This is a genomic window from Nocardia sp. 852002-20019_SCH5090214 (genome assembly GCF_001665865.1).
Lineage (GTDB): Bacteria > Actinomycetota > Actinomycetes > Mycobacteriales > Mycobacteriaceae > Nocardia > Nocardia nova.
In genome coordinates this window covers 158021-176810 of sequence record NZ_LZMK01000449.1, presented here as the reverse complement: position 1 = coordinate 176810, position 18790 = coordinate 158021, and the positions used below count along the sequence as shown (strand labels likewise).

Annotated in this window: 15 protein-coding genes; 10 read left to right on the top strand and 5 right to left on the bottom strand. The window is 66.8% G+C overall.

Translation table 11 applies throughout. From position 1 onward, the window contains the following. The first annotated feature begins 10 nt into the window (after nucleotides 1–10). From A5780_RS38460 to A5780_RS38435, 6 genes are read left to right on the top strand one after another with little or no spacing between them, the layout of a single operon-like run. Nucleotides 11–1177, top strand: coding sequence for an MCE family protein (locus A5780_RS38460; protein WP_231983229.1), 1167 nt, complete (start codon nucleotides 11–13; stop codon nucleotides 1175–1177). Continuing rightward, nucleotides 1174–2196 carry an MCE family protein gene (locus tag A5780_RS38455; protein ID WP_064911470.1) on the top strand — a complete coding sequence of 341 codons (1023 nt, stop codon included), beginning with the start codon at nucleotides 1174–1176 and terminating at the stop codon, nucleotides 2194–2196. Before A5780_RS38460 ends, A5780_RS38455 begins: the two co-directional genes overlap by 4 nt. Then, on the top strand, nucleotides 2197–3231 hold the full coding sequence (locus A5780_RS38450) for an MCE family protein (RefSeq protein ID WP_063012104.1): 1035 nt from the start codon (nucleotides 2197–2199) through the stop codon (nucleotides 3229–3231). Beyond that, nucleotides 3228–4475 (top strand): MCE family protein, encoded by a 1248-nt coding sequence (locus A5780_RS38445; RefSeq protein WP_082856836.1) that lies wholly within the window; start codon nucleotides 3228–3230, stop codon nucleotides 4473–4475. The genes A5780_RS38450 and A5780_RS38445 overlap by 4 nt, the downstream gene beginning before the upstream one ends. Continuing rightward, nucleotides 4472–5593 (top strand): MCE family protein, encoded by a 1122-nt coding sequence (locus A5780_RS38440; protein WP_064911469.1) that lies wholly within the window; start codon nucleotides 4472–4474, stop codon nucleotides 5591–5593. The genes A5780_RS38445 and A5780_RS38440 overlap by 4 nt, the downstream gene beginning before the upstream one ends. Further along, nucleotides 5593–7101: an MCE family protein gene (locus tag A5780_RS38435; RefSeq protein ID WP_064911491.1), complete on the top strand. Its 1509-nt coding sequence runs from the start codon at nucleotides 5593–5595 to the stop codon at nucleotides 7099–7101. Before A5780_RS38440 ends, A5780_RS38435 begins: the two co-directional genes overlap by 1 nt. Nucleotides 7102–7132: 31 nt before the next feature. Here A5780_RS38435 and A5780_RS38430 read toward each other — a convergent pair whose 3' ends face one another. Further along, the gene (locus tag A5780_RS38430) at nucleotides 7133–7765 is read right to left on the bottom strand and encodes a twin-arginine translocation pathway signal (protein ID WP_104363789.1); all 633 of its coding nucleotides are present in this window, start codon (nucleotides 7763–7765) and stop codon (nucleotides 7133–7135) included. Continuing rightward, the gene (locus A5780_RS38425) at nucleotides 7762–8679 is read right to left on the bottom strand and encodes a hypothetical protein (protein WP_064911468.1); all 918 of its coding nucleotides are present in this window, start codon (nucleotides 8677–8679) and stop codon (nucleotides 7762–7764) included. Before A5780_RS38425 ends, A5780_RS38430 begins: the two co-directional genes overlap by 4 nt. A 270-nt stretch (nucleotides 8680–8949) precedes the next feature. Between A5780_RS38425 and A5780_RS38420 the strand changes: the two genes are divergently transcribed. Both A5780_RS38420 and A5780_RS38415 read left to right on the top strand, forming a co-directional pair. After that, nucleotides 8950–10149 (top strand): cytochrome P450, encoded by a 1200-nt coding sequence (locus A5780_RS38420; protein ID WP_063010246.1) that lies wholly within the window; start codon nucleotides 8950–8952, stop codon nucleotides 10147–10149. A 129-nt stretch (nucleotides 10150–10278) separates the two neighbouring features. Beyond that, nucleotides 10279–11076 (top strand): SDR family oxidoreductase, encoded by a 798-nt coding sequence (locus A5780_RS38415; RefSeq protein ID WP_064903004.1) that lies wholly within the window; start codon nucleotides 10279–10281, stop codon nucleotides 11074–11076. A 60-nt stretch (nucleotides 11077–11136) separates the two neighbouring features. Here A5780_RS38415 and A5780_RS38410 read toward each other — a convergent pair whose 3' ends face one another. Then, complete coding sequence (locus tag A5780_RS38410) at nucleotides 11137–12405, bottom strand: S9 family peptidase (RefSeq protein WP_197521966.1); 1269 nt, start codon at nucleotides 12403–12405, stop codon at nucleotides 11137–11139. A 297-nt stretch (nucleotides 12406–12702) separates the two neighbouring features. Here A5780_RS38410 and A5780_RS38405 point away from each other — a divergent pair, with 297 nt between their 5' ends. Next, entirely contained in the window at nucleotides 12703–13596 is an 894-nt protein-coding gene (locus tag A5780_RS38405) for a universal stress protein (protein ID WP_030516013.1), read from the top strand. 45 nt (nucleotides 13597–13641) lie between these two features. Here A5780_RS38405 and A5780_RS38400 read toward each other — a convergent pair whose 3' ends face one another. Beyond that, nucleotides 13642–14901, bottom strand: coding sequence for a cytochrome P450 (locus tag A5780_RS38400; protein ID WP_063010254.1), 1260 nt, complete (start codon nucleotides 14899–14901; stop codon nucleotides 13642–13644). A gap of 1128 nt (nucleotides 14902–16029) precedes the next feature. Here A5780_RS38400 and A5780_RS38395 point away from each other — a divergent pair. Continuing rightward, a complete protein-coding gene (locus A5780_RS38395; RefSeq protein WP_231983228.1) occupies nucleotides 16030–17073 on the top strand; it encodes an alpha/beta hydrolase family protein in 1044 nt (347 codons plus the stop codon). Between the two features lie 25 nt (nucleotides 17074–17098). Here the strand turns inward: A5780_RS38395 and A5780_RS38390 are convergent, their stop codons facing one another. Beyond that, nucleotides 17099–18565, bottom strand: coding sequence for a wax ester/triacylglycerol synthase family O-acyltransferase (locus A5780_RS38390; protein ID WP_064911467.1), 1467 nt, complete (start codon nucleotides 18563–18565; stop codon nucleotides 17099–17101). Between the last annotated feature and the right edge of the window lie 225 nt (nucleotides 18566–18790).

The following is an 18790-nucleotide window of genomic DNA, read 5'->3' as shown; positions in this document are numbered from 1 at the left end:
GGGAGAAGCCGTGTTGCGCAGCATTTTACGTCCGATCGTGGGTCTGCTGTCGATCGCCGCGATCGCCGGGGTGGTCGCTCTGGCGGTGGTCATGTTCCGCGGCGGATTCGCCGACACCGTGCGGGTCACCGTCCTGTCACCGCGTGCGGGCCTGGTCATGTACCCCGACGCGAAGGTGAAGATGCGCGGAGTGGCCGTGGGCCGGGTGGCCGCGGTGGACGAGCGGCCCGACGGGCTCGCCGCGATCCAGCTGGCGATCGACGCCGATCAGGTGAAACGCATTCCGTCGAATGTGACCGTGGACATCGCCTCCACCACCGTGTTCGGCGCCAAATTCGTCGAATTCCTGCCGCCGGCGGAGAAATCCGCGTCCTCGATCCACGCCGGCCAGATCTTCGACTCCCGGCACGTGACGGTCGAGATCAACACCATCTTCGAACGATTGACCGCGGTGCTGGGGCAGATCGAACCGGAGAAGCTGAACGAGACGCTGGGCGCGATCGCCGGTGCGACCAACGGCCGCGGCGAACAGGTCGGGCAGATGCTGACCGATCTCGACTCGTTCCTGGCCAAGATCGAGCCGGCTCTGCCCTCGCTGAGTCACGGGATCGCGGCCGGACCGAATGTGGCCGCCTCCTACGGCGATGCCGCGCCGGACCTGCTGTCCACCGCGCGCAATGCCGCCACGATCAGCCGGACCGTGGTGGACGAACAAGCGAATCTGGATGCGCTGCTGGTCAATGCGATCGGCCTGGCCGATGTCGGCAACCAGGTGCTCGGCGACAACGGCGCGCCGCTGGCCTCGATGCTGCACCTGCTGGTACCCACCACCGATCTGGCCGCCGAATACGCACCGGCGCTGAAATGTTCGATCGAGGGCCTGGACTACATGGACAATGTGAAACCGGTGCAGGTTCCGGGCATGGGACTGACGGTCAATTTCCTGTGGGGCGCCGAACCGTACCGATATCCGCGCGATCTGCCCAAGGTCGCCGCATCCGGTGGCCCGCAGTGTTCGGTGCTGCCGGTGCCCTACAACGGCAAGCCCAAGTTCGTGGTGGTCGACGACGGCGCCGTCCCGTTCCCGAATACCAACCGGACCCTGCGCGTGAATCCGGATCTGCTGCAGAGCGTGCTGTTCGGGGCCGTCGATCCCGCCGCCGGAGGTCCGCGATGAGACAACGGGATACGCCGCTGCTGAAATTCGGCGCCTTCGCGGTGGTGATGGTGGTTCTCTCCGGATTCCTCGTCCTGGTCTTCGGTCAGTACCGCACCGGTTCGACCCACGGCTATTCGGCGGAATTCACCGACTCGTCGGGACTGCGCTCCGGAGACAGTGTGCGGGTGGCCGGCGTCGAGGTGGGCCGGGTGCAAGGGGTGACGCTGCGCCCGGATCAGCGGGTTGTGGTGACCTTCGACGCCGACCGCGACATCGTGCTCACCGGGGGCACCAAGGCCGCCATCCGCTATCTGAACCTCGTCGGCGACCGCTATCTCGAACTGACCGACGGTCCGGGATCCACCGCGACCCTGCGGCCCGGTGCGCGGATTCCGCTCGAACGCACCACGCCCGCACTGGATCTCGATCTTCTGCTCGGCGGCCTGAAACCGGTGCTGCAGGGACTGAACGCCCAGGAGGTCAATTCGCTCACCTGGTCGCTGGTGCAGATCGTGCAGGGGCAGGAGGGCACGGTGGATTCGCTGCTGACCAAGACCGCCTCCTTCTCCTCCCGGCTCGCCGACACCAGCGATGTGGTGGGCAAGCTGATCGACAACCTGAACCAGGTGATGGAGACTCTGGCGAGCAACGGCACCCAGTTCTCCGATGCCATCGGCCGCCTCGAGCAACTGGTGACCCAGCTGTCGCAGGACCGCGATCCGATCGGCTCCGCGATCGACGCACTGGACCGCGGAACCGCTTCCGTCGCAGATCTTCTCACGCAGAGCCGAGCTCCCCTGGCCGACAGCGTCGAACAGCTCGCGCGGCTGGCACCCGCCGTGGACGACGGCAAGGACAAGGTGGACCACGCATTGCAGCGGGCGCCGGAGAACTTCCGGAAGATGGTGCGGACCGGCTCCTACGGCAACTTCATCCAATACTTCGTGTGCGCGTTGACCATCCGAGTCAGCGATCCGTCCGGGCAGGTCGTCCAGTTGCCCTGGATCAAAACCGAGACGGGGAGGTGTGCACCGTAGATGCTGCATTATCGCGGCGCTCATCTGTTACGTCCCGGACTGGTCGGGATCGTGGTGATGGTCTGCGTCATCCTCATCGGCTTGCAGTCGCAGAAGTTCATGGCATGGGGCACCACCGTGCGCTATCAGGCGCTGTTCGGCGAGGCCGCCGGACTGGCGGTCGGCGACGACGTGATCGTCTCGGGCGTGCGGGTCGGCACCGTGCAGAAGGTGGTGCTGCACAACGGGGATGCGCTGGTGGTGTTCTCGGTGAACTCGACCATCCGGCTCGGCGCCGACAGTTCGGCGCACATCAAGACCAGTTCGCTGCTGGGGAAACGCGACCTCACGGTCGTTTCCGCGGGAACCGGCCGGATGCGCTCACTCGACACCATTCCGGCCTCGCGAACCTCCTCGCCGTATTCTCTGACCGATGCCGTCGGTGATCTGAGCACCAAGACCTCGGCGATCGACATCGATTCACTCAACCGCTCCCTCGACATGCTGTCCTCGACGCTGAATCAGATCGCACCGCAGGTGGGCCCGGCATTCGACGGGCTGACACAGCTGTCCAAGACGATCAACAGCCGCAACGAATCGCTACGGCAGTTGCTGACCGGCGCGGGCACGGTCACCTCGGTGCTCGCCCAGCGCAGCGAGCAGGTGAATACGCTGATTCTCAACGCGAATGCGCTGGTCGACGTGCTCGCGCAGCGTCGCCAGGAAATCGTCGACCTGCTCGCCAACACCTCGGCGGTGGCGAAGCAGTTGTCGGGCCTGGTCGCCGACAACGAGGCCGCGCTCGGGCCGACACTGGATCGGCTGAACTCGATCGCCGCGATGCTCGAGAAGAATCGCGACAATATCGGCAAGGCCATCCCGGGATACGCGAAAGTCGCTCTGACCCAGGGTGAAGCAGTCTCCGGCGGCCGCTTCTACAACGCCTACGTCGCCAATCTGATCGACGGCCAGGATATTCAGCCCTTCATCGACCGGGCGTTCGGCGTGAACCCGCCGGCCCAGTTCCCGCTACCGCATCCGGAGCCGCCGCGATGAGTACGAGATGGATGGTCCGGATCGTCGGTGCCGTGGTGATCGTCGCGGTCGTGGTGACCGGAGGCGTGATCGGTTATCGAGAACTGTTCGGACCCAAGCACTTCACCGCGATATTCACCACCGCGACCGCGATCTATCCCGGCGACGACGTGCGCGTCGCGGGGGTGAAGGTGGGGCATATCGAATCGATCCGGCCGCAGGGCACGACGACCCGGATGGTGCTCGCCGTCGACCGCGACATTCGGGTGCCCGCCGGCGCTGAGGCGGTGATCGTGGCACAGAGCCTGGTCGCGGCCCGCTACGTCCAGTTGACTCCCGCCTATCGAACCAGCGGCCCCACGCTCGCCGACGGTGCGGTGATCCCGGTCGAGCGCACCGCGGTGCCGGTGGAATGGGACGAGATCAAGACGCAATTGACCAAGCTGGCAACGGGTTTGGGCCCGGGCGGCGACGCCGCGGGAAGTTCGATGGGCCGGTTCGTCGACAGCACCGCCGCCGCACTGAGCGACGGGAACGGGGAGAAGCTGCGGCAGATGCTGGCCCAGCTGTCCGCGGTCGGGCGCATCCTGGCCGACGGCAGCGGCAATATCGTCGACATCCTGCAGAATCTGCAGACGTTCGTGGACGCGCTGAAGGGCAGCAGTACCCAGATCGTCGAGTTCGAGAATCGGCTGGCGACACTGTCCAGCGTCGTCGACGACAGCAAGTCCGATCTGGACGCGGCCCTGCGCGAACTGTCGGTCGCGGTCGGTGAGGTCCAGCGGTTCGTCTCCGAGAACCGCGCGAAGGCCGGCGAGCAGGTGCAGCGGCTGGCGAATGTCACCCAGAATCTGGTGGATCATCGCGCGGATCTGGAGAATCTGCTGCATATCGCGCCGAACAGCATCGCGAACTTCTATCACATCTACAACCCCGACACCGGCACGGAGGCAGGGGTTTTCGAGCTCAACAATTTCTCCAATCCGATGCAGTTCATCTGCGCCGGGGTGGCGAGTATCGAGAACGCGACGGCCGCCGAATCGGGGGAGAAGTGCCGCCAGTATCTGGGGCCGATTCTGCCCCTGCTCAGTTTCAACTATCTGCCGTTCCCGGTGAGCCCGGTGACCGGGCCGGCGCCGGACCCGAACAACGTGATCTACAGCGAACCCGACCTGGTGCCGAAGATCGTCGGACAGCAGCCCGGCCCGTCGGCGCCGACATCGGTCACCGAACTGCTCCAGCCCTGGGGGAGGCCACCGTCATGATCGCGCGGTTGCTCGTCCTGTGCGCGTGCGCACTGGTCACCGTCACCGGATGTGGCTGGCACGGCGTGGATTCGCTGCCGCTGCCCGGCGCCCCCGGTCGCGGTGCGGACGCCGCGATCTATCACGTCGAGATGGCGAATGTCGGGACGCTGGTGTCGAATTCGCCCGTGATGATCGACGACGTGGTGGTCGGTAGCGTCGGGTCGATCACCGTGCACGGCTGGCACGCCGTCGTGGACGTCTCGGTGAAGCCGGATGTGGTCGTGCCCGCGAATGTGGCGGCGACGATCGGCCAGACCAGTCTGCTCGGCTCGACTCATCTGGCGTTGAATCCGCCGGCCGGACAGGCGCCGAGCGGGCGCCTGCAGCCCGGGGCGACGGTACCGCTGAACCGGACCTCGACCTATCCGTCGACCGAACAGACCCTCGCGTCGCTGTCGGTGGTGCTCAACGGCGGCGGGATGGGGCAGATCAACGACATCATCCACAATCTCGATGCCGCGTTCTCCGGTCGTGAGGGCGCCATCCACGATCTGATCCCGCGCCTGGACGCGTTCATGACCGTGCTGGATCAGCAGCGCGACAATCTGCTCGCCACCGTGACCGGGCTGAACCGGATGGCGGAAACCTTCGCCCAGCAACGGGATACGGTCAGCGATATCTTGCGCGAGGTCGGCCCCGCACTCGAGGTGCTGCTCACCGAGCGGCCGAAGATCACCACCGCACTCGACAAGCTGCGCACCTTCAGCGACACCGCGACCGGGGTGATCTCGCAGGTGCAGTCGGATCTGCTCACGAATCTGCACAACCTCGAACCGACCCTGCGGGAATTGGCCGACGTCGGGTCGAAGATCGACGGCGCGGTCTCCTTCCTCACCGTGTTCCCGTACGGGCAATACGGCATCGACCACGGTATCCGCGGCGACTACGTCAATCTGTTCGCCACCATCGACCTCACCGTGCCGCGGTTGCGGCGCGAACTGCTGCTCGGCACCCCGCTGGGTGACCCGAACGCCGTGCTGCAGGCGATGGTCGGCGACCCCGGCTACGGCACCCAGACCAACGACCCGCTGGGTGCGCTGGTGAACCCGCCCGACCCGAACGGAGGCGGCCGATGATCCTCACCCGATTCGTCCGAGCGCAGCTGGTGATCTTCTCGATCCTGGCCGTGATCGGCATGGTGTCGATGGCCGTGCAGTACATGCGGCTGCCGACCCTCGCCGGTATCGGCACCATGAAGGTGACGCTGGAACTTCCGACCTCCGGCGGGCTGTATCGATTCGGCAATGTCACCTATCGCGGCGTTCAGATCGGCAAGGTCACCTCCGTCGATCTGACCGACGACGGGGTGAAGGCGACCCTGTCCATCGACGGCGGGCACAAGATCCCCGCGGATCTGCGGGCGCAGGTGCGCAGCGTGTCGGCGGTGGGCGAGCAGTACGTCGATCTGCAACCGCGCACCGACGCACCGCCGTATCTGCACGACGGATCCGTGATCGACGTGCGCGACAGCACCGTTCCGCAACCGGTGGGGCCGATGCTCGACGAACTCGACACTCTGGTCGGCAGCATTCCCAAGGACAGGCTGCACGACATGCTCGACGAGGTGTTCACCGGCGTGAACGGCGCCCGATACGACCTGCAGTCACTGCTGAACTCCGCCTCGACCGTGGCCGCCGATGCGAACCGGACCGGTGACACCACCCGCGACCTGCTGGCGAAGGCCGAGCCGCTGATGGACTCGCAGGACCGCTCGGCCGACGCGATCCGGATCTGGGCGCGCAGCCTGGCCGGAGTGTCGGGACAGATCGCCACCGACGACGAGCAGGTCCGGACGCTGCTGAACACCGGGCCGGGTGCGGCGCAGGAGGCGACGAAACTTCTGGATTCGGTGAAGCTCACACTGCCCGTGCTCCTGTCGAATCTGACCTCGGTCGCGCAGCTGGGCGTGACCTATCACGCCGGGGTGGAACAGGTGCTGGTGTTGCTGCCGCCCGAGGTCTCGATCGTGCAGGCGGTACAACCCACGAAGAACGCACAGGGCTTGGGACCCGGAGACTTCCGGATCAGCGGGGTCTCGGATCCGCCGGCCTGTACGGTCGGCTTCCTGCCGCCGTCGGCATGGCGGCCGCCGTCGGACACCACCACCATCGACACCCCCGACGGCTTGTACTGCAAGCTGCCACAGGATTCGCCCGTCGCGGTCCGCGGCGCGCGCAATTTCCCGTGTGCCGGGAAACCGGGAAAGCGAGCGCCGACAGCGGAGATCTGCAACAGCGACCAGGAGTACGAACCGGTGGCGCCGGACCAGCCGGTGGTGGGACCGTATCCGCGCGATCCGAATCTGGAAGCACAAGGCATCCCGCCGGATTCGCGGTGGAACGCGCCGCCACCCGCACCGGCCGCACCGGGAGTTCCCCTGCCGCAGTTGCCGCAGATCGAGCTGCCCAGGATTCCCGGGTTGAACGCGCCCGCGGCATCGCGCTCGACCACCGCACCGTCGGTGGGCTTCGCCCACTACGACCCGCGCACCGGGAACTACCTGGCGCCGGACGGAAGGATGTATCGGCAGGACGATCTGGCCGGTACCCGCCCGGCGAGCTGGAAAGACATGGTGGCGCACTGAATTCGACGCCTACCTCGCTCGCGGTGCGGACTCACACCGGATCGAAGGACGAGATCAACCACTTGCCGTCGATGTGCGAGAGCGAGACCTTGACACTGCTCGAGGTCATCGACGGATCGGGCTTGTCGGAGGTGGTGGTGGTCTGATTGATGAACACCAGCACCACGGCCGAATCCGGACGGATCTGCTCGATCGCCGAACGCACCACGGCAGCTGAGGTTTTCACCGCCTTCTGCTTGGCCGCCGGCGCGACCACCTGCTGGGTGAACTGCCCGTAATAGGTGAGGAAGTCTCCGGTCAGGAAGGACCTCGCGGCGGTGAGATCGTGGTCGAGGGTATCGGGAGCATAGGAGAGAATCGCGACCGAGCCGTTCGAGGCGGCGGCGATCGCCGCGCGCTGAGCGTCGTCGTCGGTCTGCTGATCGGGGCGGTACTGCGTGAAGTACAGGCTGGTCGCCGCCACCACGGAGGCCGCGGCGAGTCCGCCGAGCAGCCCGGCCCCCACCCCGGCGCGATGGCCGCGCACCCAGGTCAGCGCCGCACGCGGGCGCGGGAGCTTCCGCGCGCCCTTCTCGGAAGGCGCAGGCGCTCCGGTCGTTTCGGTGTTCGCGCCGGTCTCGCGCTCGTCGATGTGCTCGGGCCGGGAATCGGAGGATGTGCTCACGGGACGAACTCCACTTTCGACATCTTGAGTTGGCCGTCGACGCGTTCCACGGTGACGCTCAACCGCCAGGCGCGCGGTTCCTGTTTCGCGCCGGCCGAATTGGTGACCTCGGAGGTCGCCGCGACCAGGACCACCGCCGAGTCGTCGGTCATCGACTGCACTGCGGCCGCGTCGACCCTGCCCTGGGTGGCGACCTTGGACTGCTGGATCACCTTGGCGAAATCGTCTGCGCGCGACTGGAAATCGTTGCGGAAGGCACCCGTGGAATCGTCGAGCACGCGCTTCACGTCATCGGCGGCATGATTGAAATCCAGTGAGGTCAGCGTGGTCACGCCCTGCCGCGCCGCCGCCACGAACTCCGCCTCACGATGCTGCTTCGCGGTCACATCGTGATGCCGCCACATCATGTATCCGCTGCTGCCCAGTCCGGCGCACAGGACGATCGCCGCGACCGCCGCACCGGCCGTGCGCCGCCGGATATGCCGAACGGCCCCCAGCCGTGGTCTCTTGTGGCGTCTGCTTTCCTCGGGCTCCGAGCCGGGATCGTTCGTTGCGGCGGGCTCGAGATCCGACTCGGGCTCGAGATCGGTAGCCGCGTCGACATGGTCATCGTCGAGGGTCCGCTCGGCGGCTGTCGCGGGCTGCCGGGCTCGCCTGTCTTCCGACCCATCGTCTTGCGGGCCAGGTGCGGGGTCGTCGCTGTCCGGCGTGTCGTTCGCGTTCGGGTGTGTGCTCGCCGGTGCGGCGGATCCGGCGCGACGGCGCAGCGTGGCCGCGCGAGCTCGGGCGCGGGCAGCGGCTGCCACCGCCTCGGCGGCTTCGGCCTCGGCCTCGGCTTCGGCGGCGGCCAGCAGCAGATCGCGATCGGAGACATCACCGGTATCCGGCGGCGAGGGGTGGGTTCCGGACGTCACTGCGCGCTCCGTTCGTCGGGCCGGTGGCTGGCAGACCTGCGAGAACAATACTTCCACGCGTTGAGAACCTTACTCTACCTGCGACGCGCAGCGAACGCCCTAGATATAGCGGGATCTGCATGTAACCTGCGGGATTGTCATTCCCAGTTTTAGAGAATATCCTTCTCTCACGGTGGAGGGAGGCGTCATGACCCGAGGTCCGCAGCCGCCTGCCCGTGTGCCTGTCCGCGGCCGAGCCGCATTCCGGAGATTTCCGCAAGGGGTGAACCAGTGACCATCAGCGCGGCCAGTGACGTCCACTACGACCCGTACGACGTCGAACTCAACGCCGATCCCTATCCCATGTTCAAGCGCCTGCGCGACGAGCTGCCGCTCTACTACAACGCCGAGCACGACTTCTACGCGCTGAGCCGATTCGAGGACGTCAACGCCGGCCTGATCGACAAGGACACCTTCATCTCCGGCCGCGGCGCGATCCTGGAGCTCATCAAGGCGAATATCGAAATACCGTCCGGCGTATTGCTTTTCGAGGATCCGCCGGTGCATACGATCCACCGCAAACTGCTCTCCCGGATGTTCACGCCGCGCAAGATCAAGGCGCTGGAATCGAAGGTGCGGGACTTCTGTGCCGAAAGTCTCGATCCGCTGGTCGGTACCGGCCGCCTGGACTTCATCGCCGATATCGGCGCCCGGATGCCGATGCGGACCATCGGCATGCTGCTCGGCATCCCGGAAGAGGATCAGGAGGCCATCCGCGATTTCGCCAACGAGCAGATGCGCACGGAGGAGGGCAAGCCGATGAAGGCCGCCTCCGAGGGCATGGTGTCCGGCGACATCTTCGGCCCCTATATCGACTGGCGCGCCGAACATCCCTCCGACGACATCATGACCGAACTGCTCAACGTCGAATTCGTCGACGAGACGGGCACCGAGCGCCGTCTCACCCGCGACGAACTGCTCATGTACGTGAATGTGGTGTCCGGCGCCGGGAACGAGACCACCACCCGCCTGATCGGCTGGGCCGGAAAGGTTCTCGCCGATCATCCCGACCAGCGCCGGCTGCTGGTCGAGAATCCGGCGCTCGTCCCGCAGGCGATCGAGGAACTGCTGCGCTTCGAATCGCCAGCTCCGCACACCTGCCGCTACGTCACCCGCGAGGTCGAGTACTACGGGCAGAAGGTGCCCGAGGGGTCGGTGCTGATGTTCCTGATCGGCGCGGCGAACCGCGACCACCGCCACTTCGCCCCGGACGGAGACGTTTTCGACATCCGGCGCGCGCCGCAACCGCATCTGGCGTTCAGCGTCGGCACCCACTTCTGCCTGGGTTCGGCGCTGGCGCGCCTGGAGGGTCGCATCGCACTCGAGGAGATCCTGAAGAGGTTCCCGGAGTGGGAGGTCGATATGTCGCAGGCGCGGCTGTCGCCGACCTCGACCGTGCGCGGCTGGGAAAGTCTGCCCGCCCGCACCTGAACCGGTTGTCGCGCAGGCGGATCGCGAAGGCCCGGCCGGCGCCTCGGGACCGCGCCGGAGGCGAGTTCGTCTCCTGGATGCAATGATCGGACTCGCACCCGTTTCTGATCGAGGTCGAGGAGACAGCAGATGAGCTTTCCGCAGCGGTACGGGCCGTGGGCGTTGGTGGTCGGTGCCGCGCTGGGATTGGGGGCCGAATTCTGCCGTCAGCTCGCCGAACGCGGCCTGAACCTCGTCATGGTCGCGCTGGAGAAGGACGAACTCGACACGCTGGCAACGGATCTGGCCGACCGCTACGGAATCCGCACCCACGCGGTCACCGGCGACATCACCGCGCCGGAGGTGCTGGAATCGGTGGCGCTGCTGGTCGACGACGTCGAACTCGGCCTGGTCGTCTACAACGCCGGGCTCTCGGTCTGTGGCATGTGGCTGGACACACCGCTGGAACGGCATCTGAAGACGATCGACATCAACGTGACCGCGATGATGACCGTCCTGCACCGATTCGTGCCGCCGATGATCGGACGGGGCCGCGGCGGGGTGATCCTGCTCAGCTCCATGTCCGGCCTGCTCGGCACCCCCATGTACGCCTCGTACGCGGGCACCAAGGCGTTGACGCTGAATCTGGCCGAATCACTGTGGGACGAATGGCGTCCGCACGGTGTCGACGTCGTCGCGGTCGTTCCCGGCCCCACCGACACCCCCGGCTACCGCGCCGACCAACCGCGCACTGTCCGCAATTCCCCGAAGGTGATGCCGGTCGCCCCGGTGGTCGCCGCGGGCCTGGCCGCACTCGGCAGACAACCCTCGGTGATTCCCGGCCGGGCCAACCGCTTCAACGGCACACTGCTGTCCCGAATTCTGCCGCGCAGGACAGCCGTCGCCCTCATGGGAAAGAACATGCGAGAGATGTACGCCGGGAAATAGACGGTGGCGACGGCTCGGGTGTCCGAACGACGTGGAGCCGAGCCGAATTCGCGTGCGGGTTCAGGAGGTGAAGCGCGCGTCGACCCAGGCGAGGGCGTCGGGAAGTGATGCCTGCAGGATGCCGCGGTGGTCGACGCCGGGGTAGGTCCGATAGGTGACCTGCTGATCGGCCAGGCGCAAGCGGGCGACCATCGCATCCGTCGCGCGCGGGGGCACCGTCGTGTCGGCGCTGCCCTGCAACACCAGCAGCGGTACGTCGACGCGCTGGGTGCTGGGGTCGTTGTCGGTCAGTACGCGGAGCAGGGGTGCGGCGTCGCCGAGCGGGCTGAACGCCGCATCGGCGGGCAGGCCGCCCCAGCTGTCCGGTGCGCGCAAGGAGCCGAGGCATCCGGTGTCGGCCTCGGGCAGCAGGCTCAGTGCGCGCGGGGTCAGGAAGCGGGACGGATCGATGTTCTCGGCGGTCTGCGCGCCGCGAATCAGCAACGGCAGGAACGCATTCGAGTTGCCGAGCGTGCCGGCGAGGACTTCACCCGCCCCGACCGTGCTCACCACCCGCTGCGCTCCGATGCCGAATTCCACCTGCGATGCCGGGGCGAGTGCCACCACACCGCGCAGATCGAGTCCGGGCGCCCAGGCGCGGGCCTGCGCATCGGTGAAGACGGCCGCCTGGCCGCCCTGTGAGTGGCCGATCGCCGCCCACCGCGTGCCGATCGATGCGTCGAGTTCACGGGCGGCCAGGGCCATATCGGCCACGGCGCGGGCCTCGGTGGTGCCGATCAGGTACCCGTGCGGGCCCGGGGTGCCGAGCCCTTGATAATCGGTCTGTGCCACCGCGTATCCGGCCGCGAGCCAGCGCTGCTGTACGTCGCGCACCTGCGCGGTGTAGTCGTGGTCGGGGTAGTCGGGACCGGTGTCGCGCGAGGGTGCGCAGATATCGGCCACCCCGGTGGTGCCGTGCGCCCACGAGATGAGCGGCCAACCGTCCGGTGGTGGTGTGCCGCCGGGCACCGCCAGGGTTCCCGAGACGGCGACCGGATGGCCCTGCAGATCCACCGAGCGATAGAGAACGAGCAGATTCCGCGCCCCGGGCAGGCCCGGATCACCGGTGATACTGCGGGCCCGGATCACCGAGCCGTGCGGTCCGGCGATCGCCTCGGCGGGTGCGTCGTAGAACGCCTGCCCCTCCGGTACGGCCGTCGCGCCGGTGGGGTCCGCCGACGCGCCGACGGTCGCGGCCGCGATCGAGGCCAATGCCGCGACGACCACCAGCGGACCGTGTCGTGCCCGGCGATTGCGGGCGATCTTGGTCGGTGTGGAATCGCGAGACATGGGTCCAACATATCCGTGCCGTGTGACGGCCGACCACCGCGCCGGAATCATTGTGGCTCAACTTGTCTGCATATCGATACCTGCGCGCAACTCGCCGGTTCGGCGGTCGTGGCGGGAAGCGCGACGCTGTGCGCTGAAAAATTGCTGAGTTGACGGTACTCGATGCCTGCGACGGCGTGATCCCATCAGCCTGTGCGCCCGCGAATCCGCCGTTCATTCGGAACGAACGATGCTGCCTCCCGCTCTCCCCGGTAATCTCGGCGCGGATACCGCTCGCCGAGACGAAGTGGAGCCACTATGACGGAATCAGCTGACGCGCATACCGCCGACGAACCCGACCGGCCCATCGTGGTCGGCGTCGACGGCTCGGAGATCTCCTATCAGGCGGTGGCCTGGGCCGCGGTCGATGCCGTCATGCACGGGCGGCGTCTGGACATCGTCACCTCGGCCACGCTTCCGACCGGTTTCGGCTCGGAAGTATGGACCGGTGGCGCCGATTGGGTGCGCGAGGACGGCGAGCGCATCGTCGCCGAGGCGCGCCGGATCGCCGGATTGGTCGAGGGGCCGCTGGAGATCAATGCCGAGCTGGTGTTCGATCCGATCATCCCGACCCTGATCAAACGGTCGGAACGGGCCTACCGCGTGGTCGTCGGCAGTCGCGGGCGCGGCGCCGTCCGGCGGGCGCTGCTCGGTTCGGTGAGTTCGGCGGTGGTGCAGCGGGCACACTGCCCGGTCGCGGTGATTCCCGGAAATTCCGCGACCGACATGGTGACCGCGGCGAAGCCGGTGGTGGTCGGCGTCGACGGCACCGAGAACAGTGAACCCGCGATCGGCGTCGCCTTCGACGAGGCGTCGCGGCGGAAGGTGCCGCTGATCGCCGTGCATACGTGGAGCGATATCAGCCTGCCCGAGGTCGCGGTGGCCGGCTGGGACACAGTGCGCGAATCGGAGCGCGCCGCTCTCTCGGAGAGTCTGGCCGGATGGCGGGAACAGTATCCGGATGTCGATGTGCGGCCGGTGGTCTGGGCCGATCGGCCGGCTCGGGCGCTGCTCGCCGAATCCGAACATTCCCAGCTGGTGGTGGTCGGCAGCCACGGCCGCGGCGGATTCACCGGAATGCTGCTCGGTTCGACCGGCCATGCCCTGTTGCAGTCGTCCGAATGCCCGGTGATCGTGGTGCGACGACGGTGAGGCGCACGCCGGGCGGCCGACCGGCCGCCCGGCGTCATCCGCCGATCACACCGCCGAGAACTCCAACTCCGGCTCGTTCGCCGGCACCATGCTCACCGGCAGCGCCGTGAGCCCGCGAATCAGCAGACTCCTACGCCAGATCGGTTCCCCGTACTCGGGGTCGAGGGACAGCTCCGGAATCCGGTCGAGCAGCCGGTTGATCGCGATGGTGGCCTCCGTCCGGGCCAGTGCGGCGCCGAGACAGAAGTGGATGCCGTGCCCGAATGCGATATGCCGATTGTCCGCACGATCGACGTCGACCCGATCCGGGTGGGTGAAGCGGTCCGGATCGCGGTCGGCGGCCGCGAGCGAGATCAGGATGAATTCGCCGGCGCCTATCTCCCGGCCGCCCAGCACGATCGGCCGGGTGGTGTAGCGCGCGGTGGCCAGGTGCACCGGCCCCTGGCTGCGCAGAATTTCCTCGACGTAGGCCGGAACAGTTTCCGGCTCGGCCCGCAGCCGCTCGGCGATGCGCGGATTCCGCAGCATCTCGTAGACCGCATTGCCGATCAGATTGACCGTGGTTTCGTGCCCGGCCGCCAGCAGGAGCAACAACATCGAGATCAGCTCGCTCTGGTCCAGCTGGTCACCGTCCTCCTTGGCGATGATCAGTTCCGAGAGCAGATCGTCTCCGGGGCTGTCGGTGCGTGCGGCGATCAGCTTCGTCATATAGCTGAAGAAGCTGATGCCCGCGGTGGTGCGCTCCTCGATCGGCGCGGAATCGTTGACGACCACCGCTGTCCACGCGCGGAAGTCGTGCTTGTCGTCGTCCGGTACTCCCAGCAGTTCGCAGATCACCGCGACCGGTAGGGGAAAGGCATAGGCGTCCAGCAGGTCGGCCCGATCGCGGGTGCCGATCTCCGCGAGCAGTTCGTCCGCGATGGTGGTGATGCGGGGACCCAGCTCCCGGACGGCGCGGCCGGTGAAAGCCTTCGTCACGAGTTTGCGCAGGCGGGTGTGCTGCGGCGGATCCGCGAACAGCATGTTGTCGTTGATCGCGCCGTTGAACCGGTCGACCGCGCCGTTCCGCGCGAGCACGGCCTGCCCCTCCGGTGACCCGATCTTCTTGCTGATGCCGGGCTCGAGGAAGGCCTGCTTGGCGACCTCGTGATCGACCACCAACCAGCCCACCACCCCGTCCAGCCGGATGCGATGGATCGGACCGCGGGCCCGGAGTTCCCGGTAGACCGCGTGCGGGTCCTGGTAGAAGTCGTCGGTCAGTTCGAGGATCGCGTCCGCGGCCTGCGCCGAATCCGAATATGTCACGTGCCAAAGTCCTTTCGATGGTCGATCGAAATCCGACGTACAGCCGATGCGGCTCCGCGGGCAGGCCGGAGACATGACGAGTCGACACGGCGTAACGGCGCGGCAAACCCAGGGCGACGACGCAGCTGTGGACAGCGTTCGGCCGGGCAGGCATCGGTGAGGGTCGAGCACTAGCACTCGGTCTGTTGACCAGGAAAAGCTCATGGAGAGAACAACTTTGGCCTCCGCGACGAGGAAGCGGCCGGCCGTCCGAGCTGTTCGCCATGATCATCGCACACCGTCCGCGCGGCCGGGATCACCGGTCTCGCGCAGCGTTATGAGCCCGATTCCCGGGTGTGACGGGTCTCCGGCGAGGTTTCGAAAAAAATTTCCTAGCGAAACGAAGGGTCTCGAAGAGCTGTCGAGCCCGTCGGGCGATGTGGTGCGTGCACAATTCCCTACCCGGTTCCGCGTGAGGTGAAACTTCCGGCCGGAAGTGAAACGTGTTGTCGAGCAAGGTAACTCGCCGGGCGGTGGGCGGTTCGCGCCGCGGACCCTGGTCCGGTTCGGTGTAACCGATTCCGGCCGGAAGTTGCCGAAAGTTAGCTACAAACGAGCGGGAAGGCTGCTTCCGGTTTTAGAGGAGGTGCTTGCTTGAAAAGTGGACGCTTGATATGTTGCCTCGGTCACTAACCGGTACCGGCCGTGACTGATAACTCTCAGGCGTGATTCCGGCGACTGAGAGGCGATTGAACACGCTCACAAAGGAGATTCATCGATGGGTTCGATGGGCGACTTGCTTACCGCGTTGATTCCGGCCCTGGGCTCCGCAGTTGCGGGAGACGGACTGTGGGAGACCTTCCTCGGCTCGCTCGGAAGCATCGTCAAGTAATTCGGCGTAACCGCTCGTATTCATCGAGTTGCGCGCGGTGACTCGATGCACGGATATTTAGGAGAAAGAAATGGGATCGCTCATCGACATTCTGGGAATGGGCTCACAGAGCGCCGGTTCCGTCGGAACCACCATCGTGAATGCGCTCATCACCCTCAGCGGTGGTACCCCGGCCGCCGGAAAGTAGTCCAGTTGTCGATTGTGGGGGCTCACTCGAACCGGGTGCGCCCCCACAGTGGTGTGTAGAGGTGGTAGTGGTGTCGAGCGGTACGAGGAGCGGCGTGGTGCGCGCGATCGCCTGTCTGGTGGCATATCTCGGCGCGGCCGCCCTGCTGTGGACGTCGGTCGCACCGACCGTCTCGGCCGCGCCGGCGGCGCACGTCGTCAGCGAAACCACAGGTCCTGGAGGTGTACTCCAGATCAGCGTCCACTCACCGTCGATGGATCGCGACATCCCGCTGCAAGTGCTGCGTGCGAAGGACGCCGGTACCCCGGCGCCCACGCTGTATCTGCTCAACGGCGCCGGCGGTGGCGAGGACGCCGCGACCTGGCTGGCGCAGACCGATGCCGCGGACTTCTTCGCCGACAAGAACGTCAACGTGGTGATTCCGATGGAGGGCGCGTTCAGTTACTACACCGACTGGCAGCGCGACGACCCCGGCCTGGCGAAGAAGTTGAAGAACAACGGCCGGAACATGTGGGCCACTTTCCTCACCGAAGAGCTTCCGCCCGTGATCGATTCGGCCTTCGGCACCACCGGCGCCAATGCGCTGGCCGGCATCTCGATGGCCGGTACCTCGGTGCTGGATCTGGCGATCGAGGCGCCCGCGCTCTATCGGAGCGTCTCCGCGTACAGCGGTTGTGCGATGACCAGCGATCCGATCGGCCAGTCGTTCGTCAGCCTGGTGATCAGCCTGGGCAAGGGCGATGCGACGAATATGTGGGGACCGGTCGGTGGTGAGGGCTGGAAGGCGCACGACCCCTATCTGCACGCTGACCGGCTGCCGCGAATTCCGATGTACATCTCCAGTGCCAGCGGACTTCCCGGCCGCCACGACAGTCTCGCCGACCCGAGCGTGCGGGCCGACACCGGGGTTTTGGCGAATCAGGTTCTCCTCGGCGGCGGTATCGAATCGGCGGCGAACTACTGCACGGCCAAACTCGCCGAGCGCACCCGGGAACTCGGACGCACGGACATCACCTACAACTTCCACCCGGCGGGAACCCACTCGTGGGGCTATTGGCAGGACGACCTGCACAAATCGTGGCCGATGATGGCCGCGGCCATCGGCGCGAACTGAGCCGCTCCGCGCCGCCGCGCGGCCATCACCCCTGTGTCGTGAGCCGTTCACTCAGTTCGCGGAACGAGCGCAGCAGCAGTTCGCCGTACCGCGCCGGATCCGGGAGCATGCCGGTATCGGAGCTGACCGCGATCACCACCTGATCGCCCTGGGAGGTGATCAGATGCCGCAGGCCGTCGCCGTCCATGATCGGGAGGACGCCGAAGGCGCTGATCACCGGTGCGCCGAGAAATTCCAGCCGGTCCGCGACCGGCGGCACATTGCTGATGGTGGTGTTGGACAGCGGCACTGTGTCGACGTTGTCGAAAACCCGCTGCGCGCGAGCCCATCCGGCCAGTCGCAACAGCCAGGCGGGTGAGGTCTGCATCCGGCTCTCGCGCACGATCACCGCCGGGTCGGCCCAGCGCCGCTTCTCGTCCTGGGCCGATTGCCGGATCGCGCGCAGCCGTTCCAGCGGATCGGTGAGATCGGTGTGCAGGTCCACCGACATCTGACACAGCTGATTCGCCGAATTCCACCGGGCGAGTCCGCGCATCGAGATCGGCACCATCGCGCTCAAGGACGCGGACGGGGTTTCGCTCTGCTCGGTGAGATAGGCCGAGAGCGCGCCCGAGACGACGGCCAACAGCAGGTCGTTGACCGTAATGCGCTCGGCGGAGGCCGCTTTCGCCGCCCTGACCTGTGCGAGCGGCAGGGTGACGAGATCGAAGGCGGGTGTCGCGCCGATGCGGCGATTGAAGCGGGTGGCGGGGCGCAGCGGAATCGGTTCGCGGAGCGCGTTTTCCGCGACCTCCGCCTGGACCGTGCGGGCCGCCGCCCGCGTGCGGGCCACGCCGGAGACGAAACGTGCGAACCGATACGGCGTGACGGCGGCGGCGCGCAGCAGCGCGGAGGGCTGCGACCAGCGGCGATCGATCGTGGGGAGCGGCGGATGAGTGTCCGCGGCGCCGAACAGTTTCCGCTCGAGTTCGCGGGTGGCCACACCGTCGCCGACGCTGTGATGGAACTTCAGCACCACGATCGTCACCGGCTCGGTGGTCTCGGGAAAGCCGTGTACGCGGTCGAAGAGGTGCAGTTCCCACGGCGGACGGGTGAGATCCATACGGGCCACGGCGATCTCGGCCAAGCGACCGCGCACCTCGTCCCAGGGCCACGACGCACGTTCCTCGATCGTCACGTGATGGTCGATGTCGAAGCCCGAGTCGGGGACCCAGTACGGCAGGTCGACATCGCCCGGTACGCGTTCGAGCCGGCGGTGGAACAGCGGTGCGTAGCCGAGCCGCTCCCGCATCCAGGCCCGCACCTGTGCCCGGCTCACCGCTCGTCCATCCGATCCGGCCGCGTCCGTCGCGCCGGCGAACACATAGGCGGCGACGATATTCGACGGATGCCGCTCGAACTCGTCGTAGACGAATACCGCATCGCGCGGACTCAGCTGTTCGGCGGTGACGTGCGGAGCGCTGCTCGTATCGCGGCTCGTTTTCGTCGTCATGAATTACTCCTGACCGGACATTGCGCGGGCGATGGAGAATAGGTCCGCACAATTCTTTCTGCGGCGGATACTACCGTCGCGTCGACCGAGACGGCGGTGGTGGTCGGCATATCCGACGCGGTGATGCGCGGGCTTCGAATAATGCCCGCAACCGCCGCGATGAATGGCGAGAACTCCGTCGAACCGGGACCGCGACCGCCGGCGCAGATTCCGGCGGCGCCACCG